The organism is Castellaniella sp. (genome assembly GCF_004321985.1).
GTDB lineage: Bacteria > Pseudomonadota > Gammaproteobacteria > Burkholderiales > Burkholderiaceae_B > Castellaniella.
Map to the genome: position 1 here is coordinate 1 of NZ_SCQN01000020.1, position 14515 is coordinate 14515.

The 14515-nt window shown below is 63.1% G+C and carries 12 protein-coding genes and 1 pseudogene; 2 read left to right on the forward strand and 11 right to left on the reverse strand.

The window, feature by feature from the left end:
• Positions 1–131: pseudogene (tcuB, locus tag EPN31_RS05040) on the forward strand (tricarballylate utilization protein TcuB); the annotation flags it as partial.
• A 40-nt stretch (positions 132–171) separates the two neighbouring features.
• Here tcuB and EPN31_RS05045 read toward each other — a convergent pair.
• The 11 genes from EPN31_RS05045 to EPN31_RS05095 all read right to left on the reverse strand — a co-directional run bounded on the left by EPN31_RS05045 (position 172) and on the right by EPN31_RS05095 (position 12968).
• Positions 172–912: an ABC transporter ATP-binding protein gene (locus EPN31_RS05045; protein ID WP_291770426.1), complete on the reverse strand. Its 741-nt coding sequence runs from the start codon at positions 910–912 to the stop codon at positions 172–174.
• Between the two features lie 5 nt (positions 913–917).
• Positions 918–2639 (reverse strand): branched-chain amino acid ABC transporter ATP-binding protein/permease, encoded by a 1722-nt coding sequence (locus EPN31_RS05050; RefSeq protein ID WP_291770430.1) that lies wholly within the window; start codon positions 2637–2639, stop codon positions 918–920.
• Positions 2636–3511: a branched-chain amino acid ABC transporter permease gene (locus EPN31_RS05055; protein ID WP_291770433.1), complete on the reverse strand. Its 876-nt coding sequence runs from the start codon at positions 3509–3511 to the stop codon at positions 2636–2638. The genes EPN31_RS05050 and EPN31_RS05055 overlap by 4 nt, the downstream gene beginning before the upstream one ends.
• Before the next feature lie 76 nt (positions 3512–3587).
• Complete coding sequence (locus EPN31_RS05060; protein WP_291770436.1) at positions 3588–4775, reverse strand: amino acid ABC transporter substrate-binding protein; 1188 nt, start codon at positions 4773–4775, stop codon at positions 3588–3590.
• An 81-nt stretch (positions 4776–4856) separates the two neighbouring features.
• Positions 4857–5837 (reverse strand): NAD(P)-dependent oxidoreductase, encoded by a 981-nt coding sequence (locus EPN31_RS05065; protein ID WP_291770438.1) that lies wholly within the window; start codon positions 5835–5837, stop codon positions 4857–4859.
• A gap of 14 nt (positions 5838–5851) precedes the next feature.
• Positions 5852–6244: a cupin domain-containing protein gene (locus EPN31_RS05070; RefSeq protein ID WP_291770440.1), complete on the reverse strand. Its 393-nt coding sequence runs from the start codon at positions 6242–6244 to the stop codon at positions 5852–5854.
• Between the two features lie 77 nt (positions 6245–6321).
• Positions 6322–7164, reverse strand: coding sequence for a sugar phosphate isomerase/epimerase (locus EPN31_RS05075; RefSeq protein ID WP_291770443.1), 843 nt, complete (start codon positions 7162–7164; stop codon positions 6322–6324).
• Positions 7161–8666 carry an FAD-dependent oxidoreductase gene (locus EPN31_RS05080; protein WP_291770445.1) on the reverse strand — a complete coding sequence of 502 codons (1506 nt, stop codon included), beginning with the start codon at positions 8664–8666 and terminating at the stop codon, positions 7161–7163. The genes EPN31_RS05075 and EPN31_RS05080 overlap by 4 nt, the downstream gene beginning before the upstream one ends.
• Position 8667: 1 nt before the next feature.
• The gene (locus tag EPN31_RS05085; protein WP_291770448.1) at positions 8668–10455 is read right to left on the reverse strand and encodes a thiamine pyrophosphate-binding protein; all 1788 of its coding nucleotides are present in this window, start codon (positions 10453–10455) and stop codon (positions 8668–8670) included.
• Positions 10452–11924, reverse strand: a complete 1473-nt coding sequence (locus EPN31_RS05090; protein WP_291770451.1) for an aldehyde dehydrogenase family protein — start codon at positions 11922–11924, stop codon at positions 10452–10454. The genes EPN31_RS05085 and EPN31_RS05090 overlap by 4 nt, the downstream gene beginning before the upstream one ends.
• 105 nt (positions 11925–12029) lie before the next feature.
• Positions 12030–12968 (reverse strand): LysR substrate-binding domain-containing protein, encoded by a 939-nt coding sequence (locus tag EPN31_RS05095; protein WP_291770453.1) that lies wholly within the window; start codon positions 12966–12968, stop codon positions 12030–12032.
• A gap of 206 nt (positions 12969–13174) precedes the next feature.
• Between EPN31_RS05095 and EPN31_RS05100 the strand changes: the two genes are divergently transcribed.
• On the forward strand, positions 13175–14440 hold the full coding sequence (locus EPN31_RS05100; RefSeq protein ID WP_291770457.1) for an ABC transporter substrate-binding protein: 1266 nt from the start codon (positions 13175–13177) through the stop codon (positions 14438–14440).
• Positions 14441–14515: the final 75 nt, after the last annotated feature.

Below are 14515 nucleotides of genomic sequence, written 5' to 3' on the forward strand. Positions count from 1 at the left end.
TGATGGCGTTCTTCCTGACCATGCCCTACGGGAAATTTGCGCATGGGATCTTCCGCTCGGCCGCGCTGCTGAAGAATGCAGTGGACAGGCGGATGGATGCGGCGGCGACCGCTGCGGCCTCGGCGCACTGAGGTCCGCGGCCTGCTGGATCCGGGGCGCCGAGTACCCCAGTCAGGCGGCGCCCAAGTGTGCGCCCGCCATGCCCATATAAGCCTCGACCATGCGTGGGTCGGCGAGCAGCTCCTTGGAAGTCCCTGCGGCGGCGATCCGCCCCTGTTCGAACACCAGCGCGCGGTTGGCGAAGCGCAGTGCGGCGCGGGCGTTCTGCTCCACGACCATGATGGTGAGGCCGGATTCGAGCAGGCCTGCAAGCGTCGCATAGAGCTCGGAGATGATTTTCGGTGCGAGGCCGGTGGAGGGCTCGTCCAGCAGAAGTAGCCGAGGCTTTCCCATCAGGGCCCGAGCGATGGCGACCATCTGCTGTTCGCCCCCCGACAGCAAGCCACAGCGCCCTTTGATGAGCGGCTTGAGCTTGGGAAATATCTGCAAGGTCTCGTCAATTCGACGGGTCCGTTCAGCGCCCGCCTCGCGGGCCGCGCCCAGCTCCAGGTTTTCGCGCACCGACATTTCGGGGAAAAGTTGCCGCCCTTCGGGAACGTAGCCTATCCCCATTTTGCAACGTCGGTAGGTTGGCAGATCCGTCAACGGTTGGCCATCGAATGTCACGGTTCCTTGAGAGCTGGGGATTTCCCCCATGATGGTGCGTAGCAGTGTTGTTTTTCCTGCCCCGTTGGCGCCGACGACCGCGATGGTGTCGCGGGTATCCAGGTGCAGATCAATGCCGGAAATCACGGGGACCTTGCCATAGCCGGCCGTCACGGATTCAAGTTTGAGGCATTCGGTGGTGGTCATTGTCGTCAGCCTTCGTAGTCCGCGCCCATGTAGGCGTTGATCACCTCGGGATTGCACAGGACTTCGTGAGGTGTCCCGCTTGCGATGATCCGGCCGAAATCCAGTACCTGCGCGCGGCTGGCAAGGTCCACGATGGCTGGCAGCACGTGTTCGATGGCAACGATGGCGCAGCCGCCGGCCATGGCCCGTCGCAGCGCCGCATGAACTTGTTCGATTTCATGCACTGTCATGCCTGCCATCGCTTCGTCCAACAGCAAGACCTTGGGTCTCAATGCCAGCGCGCGAGCGATCTCCAGCAGCCGTTGCAGCCCCGGTGGCAGCGTGTCGGGCTGCTCGGACCAGTGGTCCAGGAGACCCGTGTCTCTCAGAAGTTCCGTGGTTCTGTGGATGGCTGTCTCGCGCGGTACGTGCCCTGAGGATGCGGCGACCAGGATGGTTTCCCACACGGTCAGTGACGGAAACAGGCGGCTGGACTGGAACGTCCTCGCCAGCCCCATCTGCGCCAGCGCGTGGGGTTTCAGACCGTGGATGTCGCGCTTGCCAAAGTGTGTCGTGCCGCTGCCCGTCAGGTAGTTGGACATGAGGCTGAACAGGGTGCTCTTGCCGGCCCCGTTGGGGCCGATGATCGCGAGCATCTCGCCCGACCGGGCCTCCAGATCCACGTTGTCGACCGCTGTGACGCCGCCGAAGCGGACGCCCAGCCCGTGGCAGGAGAGTGCGGTGGAGTGCCCGTCGGGCGTGTTTTCATTGGCGCTGCCAGGGTCTGGCGGTGGGGTGGGTCGTGTAGCAGGTGGGGGGCTCCAGATCGGTTTGCGCCGCCACCAGCCGAGCTTGTCGAAGAAGGCCGTGATGCCGCCCGGCATGACGACAGCAATGAAAATTGTGAGGGCTCCCAGGATGACCTGTTGTTCGGTGGGAAAGCGCGCCCACAGGAAGGTCCCGATGAGCGAGATCAGGATTCCGCCGATCACGGGGCCCCAGACCGTCCCAATGCCGCCGGCCAGCACCATGAGCACGGTCTGCAGCTCAATGTTGCCATTGAAGGCGCTGTTGGGATCCAGGTAGCCGATATTCCAGACGTAGAGGGCGCCGCCCACGCCGCCGAAGGCCGCGCTCAGGCAAAGTGCGCGCAGTTTTGCCGTGAAGGTGTTGACCCCCGAGGATTGCGCGGCCAGATCATCATCGCGGGTTGCCATCAGGCGCAGACCCAGCCTGGAACGGCTCAGGGCATGGACGATGAGGACCGCACCAGCGGCCACCAGAACCATGACCAGCGCGCTTTCGTTGGGAGATTCAGCCGGCAGCACGGTGGTGCCCATGGGTCCACCGGTAATGGACAGGCTGCTGGCGATGATCTGCAGGATACGTGCAAGGCCGAACATGCCCAGCGCAAAGAAGATGCCGTGCAGCCTGAGCATCACTCCGCCCAGGACCAGCGCCAGGATGGCGGCTGCCACAGCAGCCAGCGGCGCGGCGACGTACCATTCGACTTCCAGGTGGATCATCGCCAGCGCCGCAGCGTAGGCGCCGAAGCCGAAGAAGCTGACTTGTCCGAATGACACGTATCCGGCGATGCCGCTGATGATGTTCCACCCCAGAGCCAGAAGGATGAAGAGCGCGATCGTGAACAGTGTCTGTGCGTAGTACCCCGATCCGGCCAGCGCGACGCCGACACCGGCCAGAGTGAGCAGGATGAGGCAGGTTCCCTGAATGACATTGCTCTTCATACCCGCCCCACTTTTCCGAACAGGCCCTGCGGCCGGAAGATCAGGACGGCAATGAAGATGACGTAGATGGCGGCGCTGGCCGGGTTGGACCCCAGGTAGTATTGCGTGAAGACTTCAACGATGCCCAGGATTTCAGCGGCGACCAGCGCCCCCATGTAGTTCCCCAGCCCGCCAAGAGCGATGATGGTGAAGGCCTGGATGGTCAGTTCGCCGCTGGCGGTCGTCTGGAACGGGATCAAGGTGATGACCAGCGAACCGGCCGCCCCCGCCAGAGCGGCGCCCACGCCGAAGCTGATGATGCGGATCAAGCGGCCGTTCAGGCCGCAGCAGGCAGCCCCAAGCCCCGATTGCGCCGTGGCGCGCACCGACTTTCCCATCATGGTGTAGGTCAACCAAAGGTGCAGCGCCAGCGCGGTGCAGAACGCCAGGGCCGAAGCGGCCACCAGAGCCTGCGGCAGCGCGATTCCGTCCAGCTCGATGGATCCCTGCAAAAAAGGCAGGGATTGGAATTGCGAGCCCCATATCAGGAAACTGGTGTTGGCGATGACGTAGGACAGTCCAAATGTTGCGAGCAGCGTCCGCAGTTCTCCCAGCGACCCCTTGACCGGGATATGTTCCAGGATCAGGTATTGCACGACGACGCCGATCACGAACAGCAGCCCGGCCGCGAGTGGAAAGGCGATGATGGGCGAAATGCCGTGTGCGGAGAACAGCGTGAAGGCCAGCAGCCCGCCCATGATGATCATGTCGCCGTGGGCCAGGTTGACGACCTTCATGACTCCGTAGATCAGGTTCAGTCCGGTCGCCATGAGCAGATAGACGCCGCCCCAGAGCAGGCCAAGGAGCAGCAGGTTGATGATCGTGATCCACATGTCTAGCTCAATTCCCGATGGTTCGTGGTGATCATGGCCGGTGCGCCTGCGTCCCGGTCATGACCCTGTCAGCAGCCTACTTCCAGCCGCCGTGCGGGAGCATCGGCTTGGCCTGCGCGTCTTGCTTGGGCCAGACCAGTACCTGTTTGCCGTCCTGCCATTGCAGGACGTAGCTGCGGTAGCCCGTCTGCAGCCCGGTGGGGCTTAGCTTGAAGTGCCCGACGACCGTTTCTTCTGACGTCTTCAGAAACGCGTCGCGGATCTTGGTCTGATCCAGGCTGCCTACTTGAGTGACAGCCTTGCCGAACAGTTTCATGCTGGCGTACGCGACGGCTGCGTGGTAGTCCGGCGCCACGCCGAACTTCGCCTGGAAGGCCTTGACGAATTCCTCGTTGCCCTTGGTTTTCAGGGAGGGGAAGTAGAGCGTGGTCCCGAAGATCCCGTTGGCGGCTGTCCCCAGGGATTTCTGGAACTCGGGCTCAACCGGTCCGATGCTGAAGGCGAACATCTTGGCCGCAATATTTTGCGACTTGGCTGCCCGTACGATGCCTTCCGCGTCGGCCAGGTAGGTCGCTCCGACGATCACATCCGGATGCAGCTTGCCGGCTTTCAGAACCAGCGCGCTGAAGTCCGTCGTGCTCGGATCGTAGGACTCCTTGAAGACGATCTTCATGCCGAGCTTCTTGACCTCGTCCTCGATCCCGCCAGCCAGTTGAATCGGAAACTGCGTGTTCTGGATCAGCAGCGCAACCGTCTTGTAGCCTTTGGAGGCCGCCAGATCCAGTGCCGGAGTCATGTACTGCGGTGTCTGGGTGATGGCCTGGATCAGGTACGGGTATTTGCCGGAATAGTTCTCGACGTTGGCAGCCAACGAGGGCATGACCTTCTTGGCACGGTTGACGATAGGGGCCACGGCAGCCGTCAGGTCCGTCTGGTAGGGGCTCACGAGCAAGTCGACCTTGTCATCCGTCAGCAGCTTCTGGTAGAGCTGCACGGCAGTCGATGGGTTTCCCTGGTCGTCGTATTTGATCAGGTCCAGCTTGCGGCCCAGCAGGCCGCCGGCTTGGTTGATTTCATCGATGGCGAGCTGGTAGCCGCGCAGTTCGAAGATGGCGGGCGGTGAATAAGGGCCCGTCTGGGTGATTGAAAGGCCGACCTTGATGTCGGGTTGGGCCGCGTAGCTGGGCCCCAGGCTGGTGGCCGCCAGTAGCAGGGCGCCGGCGATCAGCCTGACTGGAAATCGGGTGAGCGGGTGAGTGGACATGGTGTCTCCTTGCTTGAGCGTGGTTGCTGCATGGACCCTGAGATGTTTCTCGGGCTTTCTGAGACTGGGAATAGGCATTCCCTATGGCTTCTGCGTGTTTTCCCCTTTGTGGGCGGTCCTCTGTCGTCTGGCGGCCAGTATGGTTTGGGCCAGACCTGACTGCAGGTCGTATTGCGGGGTATATCCCAGTTCGCGGTGGGCCCGGGAAATGTCCAGAGCCCCTTTCATGGCGGTCGGGAACCGGCCGCCATGCCGGTACAGGCCGGGGGCCGCCGACAGGTCGGCCCCCGGAATCAGTTCGCTGACGATGCGGGCCGCGTCGGCAATGGTGGGCGCCTGGCCCGTGGCGATATGGTAGGCATCGAATGCGTGGTGATCCTTGTCCAGCGCCAGCAGCACGCCAGCCACCGTATCCGTGATGTAGACCTGATCCACCGCGAGGTCGCCGCCCTCGCTCAGGTGGCAGGGGGTGCCGTCGAGCGCAGCGTCGATGAAGATCTTGGGTACCCTGGCTCTGGGCAGATCTGGTCCGTACACCCAGCAGGTCCGGATGTTGATGCATTCAAGGCCGTATCGGGCGGCGTAGATGCGGCCGTAGTGTTCGGTGGCGAGCTTGGTCAGTCCGTAGACGCTGTTGGGCCTTTGCGGATGATCCTCGGTGATGACAGGTGCGGTGAAGTCGCCGTAGGTTTCTTCAGTGCTGACGTAGATCAGCCGGCGGGTGCCGTTCAACCGCATGGCCTCGAGCAGGTTGATGGAGCCCTCGGTGTTGACGCGCAGGGCCTTGATCGGGATGTCGGCCGCCGGCGCCACACCGACGATGGCCGCCGTGTGGATGACCGCGCGTGGTTGCCACGACTGGAATACGTCCACGACCTGTCCCCATTCGCCCAGGTCGGCCTCCACCAGGGACAGCGACGGGTATCGTTGCGCGAGTGCAAGCGATGAGGTCGAGGAACGCAGATCCAGACCGATCACCGGGTCTCCCCGGGCGAGCAATGCCTCGACGATGGCTGAGCCCAGCCACCCCGAGGCGCCTGTGACGAGGATGCCTTGTGCCATGGTGCGCCTCGCCTTCAGTCGTCGGTCGGCGGCGTGGTGATCACCAGGAACACCAGCGTCTCCGTCCCCGTGCAATGCAGTTCGTGCACGACTCCGGGCGGAATGAATGCCACGTCATTGCCCCGGACGACCCGGCTCTCCCCGTCGGTGATCAGCACGCCTTCACCGCTCAGGAAGTGGTAGATCTGTTCCTGGACCTTGTGGACGTGGCTTTCCACGAAGGCGCCGGGCTCGTAACAGGAAATGCGGTGGTCAAAGAACCGGCTGCCGCTCATTTCGGGTGTGACGATGGCCTTGGAAAGCGCCTGGTGGTGGTGTCCCGGGTATTCGGTCCAGAACAGCTCGGCAAGATTGCGGGTGACGGCGGCCTTCGGGGTGCCGGACTTACGGGTGTGTGACTTGGCCATGTGGGTCTCCTGTTCAGTTGTGTCCTGGGGTGTGTTCAATCAATCCGCGAAGACTGTATTGAGGCTCGAATCCGAGATCAGCCGGCATGTTGGTGTTGCCTCGCGCTCGTGATGTTCATTCGCGCCAGCGCATCGTGGCTCGAGAGAATGGCGGGCAGGATGTCGGGCGCGATGATCTCCAGCAGGATGGGGCCTTCGTAGCCATGGGCCTGCAGAGCGTCCTGCAACAGTTCGAAGGGGACATTGCCCGCGCCCACCGGGTCGTGGCGCCAGCCGTTGCGGGTCGTGTCCGAGCAATGCACCAGTTCGATTCGCCCGTTCAGGCTTGCCACACCGGCGGCCGGTGATTCTCCCGCGAAGTGAGCGTTGGCCACGTCGTAGCAGGCGCATAGCGTCGTGTCGCTCATTTCGTCCAGGAATTCGCGGATGTCACGGCAATGCGGCAGCGCGGCAAAGGGCACGTTCTCGATGGCCAGTTTTATGCCCAGGTTGCGGGCCAGAGGAATCAGGGCTCCGATCGTCTCGCGCAGGATCGCGCGGGACCGGTCAGACGGACAGGGCAACAGCGGATTGACTCGTCCAGGCACGGTCACGAGCCGAGGAGCCCCCAGGTCGGCCGCCAGGATCAGCGCCTTCTGGAACAGTGCGATCGTGTAGTCGCGGGTGTAGGCGAATGGGCTGGCGAGATTGGTGTCCAGGCTTGGCAGGTTGAGGGAGGTGAAGGACAGCCCTTCGCCCTGCATATAGGCTTTCAGTTCGCGGCGCTCGCGGGCGGAGGCCTCCACGTCCAGATGAGGTGGGTTGATGACGCCTTCGAACTGGCGGTATCCGTAGGGGGCGAGCTGCTCCAGACACGCTCGCAGCGTATGGCTCCAGATGTAGCCGTAGGTGTTGACGCTGGCGGGTTGGAGGGCAGTCACGGAGCGTCCCCCGGGTTGACGGGCGTGGAGGGCTGCCGGCGTTCTCGCGGCAACGAAGCCACCAGCTTCCCCGCGCGGCGCCCGGAGACGAAGGCCCAGGCAATGTGATGACCGTGTCCCTTCAGCAGCAGCCCGCCCTGGCCGGTGGAACCGACGGCGTACAGCCCGTCGATCGGCTGATCATCGGTGTCCAGCACCCGATGGGATGTGTCGACCTTCAGTCCGCCCTCGTTATGGACGAAGACGGAGCGCACTGGTCCCAGGGCGACATACGGGCCAGGCATGGGGTGCTCACCCAACGCTTCCTGCAGCCGCGAGTCTTGCATGTGGAGCTGGGCCGCAAGCGCCGGCAGGGAGTCCGCCTGCGTGTAGATGTCTTTTCGGTTCCTGGCGTAATCGGCTAGATACGCGTAGGCGACGCCTGGTGCGGTAGAGATGAAGTCAGGCCAGGCCGAGAAGCGCTGAGCGATGTCGTTCCCGAATATGATCCAGCCGCGGTTGCCCGGCTCGTCGGCCAGCGCGTAGGCGAGCTTCTGCGGCGTGTCCCGGACCGCCTTGCCTTCCTGATTGACCAGTACGGCGCCCGCCTCGAACAATGACAATGAAGGCGCCAGCGCCGTCGTCAGGAACTGCATGAGAAACGGGCGCAGGATGGCCTGAGGCACATGCGACATGGACCACTGCATAAAGACCGCCAGCGCGCGCCATGGGGGTAGGCGCCGGATCAGTGTTTCCTTTTGCGGCGGAATGAAGCGCAATTCGGGACCTAGGGCCAGATCCCCGTTCAGAACGGACGCGCCCAGGGCTTCGGCCAATTTCTGGCCGTCGCCGGTGGCCGTCATGTTGATGGCCTCGACCTTGGCCTCGCGGGGCCCCATGAAGCGCGCCTTCAGTTCCGGGCTGTTGGTGAAGTCGCCGGCCGCCAGGATAGTGCCGTTGATGCCTCGGAAGAAGACATCGCGCCCATCGAGCTGGACTTTGGCCCCGACCACGCGCCCCTTGTCGAGCACCAGCTCGTGCACTCTCGCGTTGCAGCGGATGTCCACACCGTCGCGCCGGGCGCGCCGTTCCAGGTGATAGATATAGGATCGGGAATTGGGCAGTACGTTGTGCATCCGGGGCAGCCGGTGCGGCGGCTCGGGCATGGGGCCCATGAAGCGGACCCCTGAGTCCAGCAGCCACTGGAAGGCTGCCGGGACTTCGTCGCACAGGATCTTGCGCAATGCGTCGTTGTCCGCCCGGTTCATCCCCGTTGCGAACTTGGGCATGTCCTCCCAGTGCTGTTGTGGGTTGTCGTCTATGCCCTTGGCGCGCTGGTGGGGTGTCTGGGTCGCCGAGATCGAGCCGATGGACCAGGCGGTCGAGCCGCCCAATTTTGGGTTTTTCTCCAGCAACACCACGCGGGCTCCCGCCTCGCGCGCTTCGATGGCGGCCGCCAGGCCGGAGCCGCCGCCACCGACCACGACGACGTCGAAGACTGCCTCGGTTGAATTCCGGGCCATGTCAGGCCACCCAAGGTTTGCCAAAAAGCGGTTCGGGGTAGGGGATGGGCGGGAGCTGCCAGGTACCGGTCGAAGGCGGGCGGACTTCCCCATCCACATGCACGTCGATGACGCAGGGGCGCCGGTTGCGGACCGCCTGTTCGACGGCTGGTGCCAGATCCTCACTGCGGGTGATGGTGACCCCGTCAGCGCCACAGGCGTGCGCCCAGGCGGCAAAGTCCGGGTTGTAGCGCTGTCCCCCAGGGCCTTGCGTCCCTTTGTAGAAGGCGGTGCCCAGTTCGCGCCCGTCAAACAGACCGTATTGCAGGTCGCGAATGGCGCCCCACGCGAAGTTGTTCCAGACGATCCATATGCAGGGGAGCTGGTATTCCACTGCGGTCGCCACCACATAGGGCGCCATCATGAATCCGCCATCGCCCACGACCGCCACACAGGTCCGGTCGGGGGCGGCCAACTGCGCGCCCAGCACGCTGCAGACCCCAAACCCCATGGAGGAGTAGCCCCAGCTGTTGAGCATGCTGGCGGGTCGGCGCGGATGCCAGAACTGCATGAACCAGTTGTGGTGCACGCCCGAGTCCAGCGTCAGGATCACGTCATCCGGGAGCACCTTCTGCAAGGTGCCAACAATGTATTCCGGGCGGATGGGGGTCGTGATGGCGCTGAAGTTGGGGGCGACGAACTGGTTCCATTCTTTTTGCCATTCCGCAATCTGATCGCGCCAGGCGGAAAACTGTTCGCGGTGAATCGAGCCGTGGCCTTCGATGGCACCCTGGAGTTGCTCGCAGAAGGTTCTGGCATCGGCCACCAGGCCCAGTGTGGGTGGGTAGTTGCGGCCGATTTCGGCCGGATCCAGATCGACCTGGATCAGCTTCGTGCTGGGGAAGTTCCAGGAGTAGCCGGGTTTCCAGGTGGACGAGGAACGGTCGTCGAAGCGGGTACCCACGCAGATCACCAGATCGGCGTGCCGGCCCGCCTGGTTGGCCGGGTAGGCGCCGTTGCGGCCGATGAAGCCCAACGTCAGCGGATCGTCAGCGGGGACGCAGCCCATGCCGTTGGGGGATGTGATGACCGGGATGCCTAGTTTGGCCTGCAGTTCGGACAGTACGGTGCCGGCGCCCGAGAGCGTGGTGCCCTGGCCGATGAAGAAAGCCGGCCGGCGGGAGGCGGCCAGCAGTGCGACTGCTTGCGCCAGGTCCGACTCGCTGGCGGCTGGCCGGTGTGAGCCGAACGTGTGGGCGTCCGCGGGTGTTTCGACCTCGTCTTCTTCCTGGAAGACATTGTAGGGAATGTCCAGGTTGACGGGGCCGGGGCGGCCCGTAAGCATAGTGTTGAAAGACTGCCGCAGCGCGAGCGGCAGCATGTCTACGCGCGACGGCTGAAAGCTGCGCTTCACCACTGGGCGCAGGACCTGGGCGAAATCGGCCTGATTGTGGCTATAGAGTTCCTGGAAGGGCGCGCGGTTGGCCTGCGATGTCGGGACGTTGGCGGTGATGGCCAGGAAGGCTGAGGAGTCTGACAGCGCCGTGACCAGTGACATCACCAGATTGGCGGACCCGGGCCCGGTGGACGTCAGCGTCGCGGCTGGGGCGTGCTTCACGCGGAAGTAGCCGTCGGCCATGTGGCCGGCGCATTGCTCATGGCGTGGCGCCACGAGCTTGATCTCATCCTTGCGCGCGTGCAGTGCGTCGAGGATGCCTACGTTTCCGTGCCCGCAGATACCGAACACATAGGGCACCTTCTGCTTGATGAGATAGTCAACGATGACTTCTCCGCCTTTTCGCTTGGTCATGGCCGTCTTCCTGGACTCGTATTGGGAATGAATGTGGCCACGCGCTCTTCGCTCATCTCGCGCATGGCGTAGTACGGGCCTTCGCGGCCGAAGCCGCTGGCCTTGGAGCCACCGTACGGCATCATGTCGACCCGTGAGCTCGGTGTCTCGTTGATGTGGATGCCGCCCACCTCAAGTTCCCGGATGAATCGGAAGGCATCACCCAGCCGGTTCGTGAAGATTCCGGTCGCGAGTCCGAACGGTGTGTCGTTGACCCGCGCAATGGCCTCATCGATGCTGGAGAACGGCATGAGCGACATCACCGGGCCGAAGACTTCCTGGCAGCCCAGCGGGGTGTCAGCCGAGACGTTCTTCAGCAGAGTCGGTGCCACCACGTTGCCCGTGCGGGTGCCGCCGGCCAGGCATGCCGCACCGCTGCGCGTGGCCTGGGCGATCCAGTCGGTGACGCGTTGTGCTGCATTGGCGCTGATGAGGGGGCCGACCTGCGTGGCAGGATCGGTGGGGTCGCCAGCCTTCAGCTTTTTAACGATTTGCGTGAGCCTTTCTTCCACCACCGGGAAAATCTTTTCATGGACCAGCAACATCTGAATCGAGGTGCAGACCTGGCCGGCTTTCCGGTAGGCGGCATTGATGATCTTCGGAATGGCGAAATCCAGATTGGCGTCGTCGCACAGGACCGCAAAGGCGATCGAACCCAGCTCCATCTGGGTGCGACGCAGGCCCGCGCGCTGCTGAATTGCGCGTCCCGCCTCGGTGCTGCCGGTGAACGCGTAGAAGCGGATGTCCTGTTCGTCGAGCAACCCGTTGACGACATCCACGCCGCCGTTCAGCACCGTGATCAGTCCGGGCGGGGTGCCAGCTTCGATCAGGGCGTCCGCCAGTTCGCACGCAATCAGCGGAGTGTGGGGGGAGGGCTTGAGGATGATGGCATTTCCCGCAGCCAGCGCGGGGGCGACCTTGTGCACGACGGTGTTCAGCGGGGCGTTGAAGGGCGTGATGGCTGCCACGACACCCAGGGGTACGCGCTGTGTCCAGCACATCCGTCCGGCCTGGCCGGGTGCGCCTTCGACCGGTATCAGCGTGCCCGAGAAGCGGCGTGCTTCCTCGGCCGAGAGCCGCATGGTCTGGATCGTGCGCCGGATCTCGCCAGCGGCGTCGCTGAGCGTGAACCCCGTTTCGGCGCAGATGATCTGTTGCAGGCGCTCGGTGCGCGCTTCCAGTACCGACGCGGTGGCCTCGAGGAACTGGCTGCGGTCGTACGGGCTGAGTGTCCGGTTGTCATGGAATGCTTGTAGCGCCGCCTGTACCGCCGCGTGGATCTGTGCGGTTGTTGGTGTCCCGATTTCGGCAAGCACCTGCTGGTCAAATTTGTTCAGCACCGTGAAGGGGGCTGCGGACCCTTGCGTCCATTTGCCTGCGATGAACAGGCTGCGGCCTGTCTCAAGGTGGTGAGCGACCTGTGCTTCCATTGAAGTCCGCCTTGTTCGATGAGTGGATAAGGACAGGATAAGGAGCCGGTCGTCGAAAGAAAAATACTGTTTTTTAAGGAAGGGTATAAGCGAAACAGAGGATCCCTAGTACAGGAGCTTGATGGTGGGCCATTGCCGGGTCTTGGACAGCCAGCGGATGGTGTTCTTGATTTCGGAGGCGATCAGGGCGGTTGCCGGCGACAGCATCTCGTGCGAGATCGTGTAGAGATAGTTGCGCCGGGTGATGCGCGCGTCGGAGATTGCCAGCGCACGCCATTCCTTACCGCGTTCGCCTTCCAGGACGAGCGCCGAAATCGGTTTGATGGTTGCCCCCATGCCGCCATAGACGCAGCTCATGAGCAGCGACAGCGAATCGATCTCGGCCACGATGTGGGAGTTCAGGCTGCGGGCCTCGAGTTCGCTTTCGATGCGTTGGCGCAGGCCATGCTTGCTGGTGGGAAGGATGAGCGGCAGATTGGCGGCTTCCGCCAGCGTGATCTCGCTTTGGTCTGCAGGTACCAGCGGGCTGGCTTTGGGCAGCAGCACGAACAGCTCTTCCTCCAGGATGGGAACGGCCGTCAGGTCAGGTGCGACGTTGGCCTTGAACAGGATGGCGATGTCCAGCTGGCCCATGCGCATCATCTGACCGAGGTGTCCACTCATGCCTTCGACGACGTTGAGGAGGATGCGGGGGTAGCGTTCGCGGATGCGCTTGACCAGCGGCAAACCCAGTGCCGAGACGGTAGTGGCGGCCAGTCCCACGGTCACCATGCCGTAGGTTTCCATGGTCTCCTGGCGCGCAATCGAGAGCGCCTGGTCGAGCTGGCGCAGCATGAACTTGGCGTGGTGATAGAGCGCCAGCCCGTTGTCCGTGGGTGTGACACCGCGGGCAGAGCGCACCAGCAGCGGCTTGCCGACCTCGTCTTCGAGTTTCGTCAGTTGCTGACTCAGTGCCGGCTGAGCGATGAAGAGCTGCAGGGAGGCCTTGGTCATGCTTCCGCTTTCAACGGTCTGGACGAAGTACTGGAGCTGCTTCAGGTTCATGGCGGCCTCTCGTGGCTGGTGTGGTCATTATGGGTCATTCAGGGGTGCCAGGGTTGGCCCATAAGATTTGCGTATGCCTTACCTTGAAAAACAGTATTTCATCAAAAAACAAAGAAACCCCTATCATCGAAACCTCATTTCCTACAAGAAGCGGCTCCCTGCAAAACGGCAGCACCCTGCACATCCCATCCATCGGAGACAAGGCCATGAAAAACGGCAAGCAGATCACGGACGCGACCCTGTCGCGTCGAACGATGCTGAAGTCTGGCGCAGCATTGATAGGCAGTACCGCTCTGGGGTTCAGCCCCTGGGCCTGGGGCGCGGATTCGGGTCCCATCAAAATTGGTCACCTGACTCCCTTGACCGGGTTCCTGGGGGCGCTGGGGGGTTACGCGGTCAAGGGCATCCAGTTGCAGGCCGAGCAGATCAACGCCGCTGGCGGCCTGCTGGGGCGCAAGATCGAGCTGGTCTCGGAGGACTCGGTGAATCCTCAGGTGGCTTCGACCAAGGCGCAACGTCTGGTCGAGCGCGATCATGTCGTTGCTTTGCTGGGTGAAATCAGCTCAGCCTCGGCGCTGGCCATTTCCCAGGTGGCCGCGCGCAACAAGATCCTGTATATGAATACCGGCGCGCGTTCGGACTCTCTGCGCGGCAAGGATTGCAACCGCTATACCTTTCACGTGGACATCCCGGTCACCGTCCTGGCCAATGCGGCGGGTCTGTCGCTGGACCGTGCCGGGCTGATCAAGGGCAAGAAGCTCTACGGGCTGACGGCTGATTACCTGTTTGGCCATGACCTCGCCAGGGCTGTCGGCAAGTTCGTCGGCTCGCATGGCGGGGAGATGATCGGCAACGCGCTGGTGGCCACCGACGTGACGGACTTCAGCCCCTATCTGCTCAAGATTCGCCAGGCCGATCCCGACGTGATCGCCTGCAATCTGGCCGGCAACCAGGTGACCAATTTCATCAAGCAGTACGCGGAATATGGTCTGAAGATTCCGCTGGCCGGTTTCAACCTGAATGTGGCCGACGCATGGGCCGCCGGGCCGGGCAATCTGAGCGGGATCTGGCCGACGGTCTGGCAGTACAAGCTGAAGACGCCGGGCTCCGCCGCCTTTGTGAAGGCCTTCGAGGCGAAATACCACACCCAGCCCGAGAACCATGCCTGGGTGGAATATATCTCCCTCAAGATCCTGGCGCAGGCCATCACGGCGACGAAGTCCACCAATACCGACAAGCTGATCGCCTATCTGGAATCCGGGGCCAAGTTCGACATCCTGAAGGCGCGGGAGGCGTATTTCCGTCCATGGGACCACCAGCTCATGCAGGAGGCCTATACCTATACGGTTTTGCCGCCCGACCAGGTGAAGGGGCCGCATGATTTCCTGAAACTGGGGGATGCTGTCCCCGCCGCTGACCAGTCGCTCGAGGTTCTTGCGCCGCCCAAGTCAGAGAACATGTGCCACATGTGACACCTCCGCGCGTGCACCTGCCATGGCCGCCTGATGGCGGCGGCAGGTGCGGTTCGTGGCTGTAGCCCTTCATTT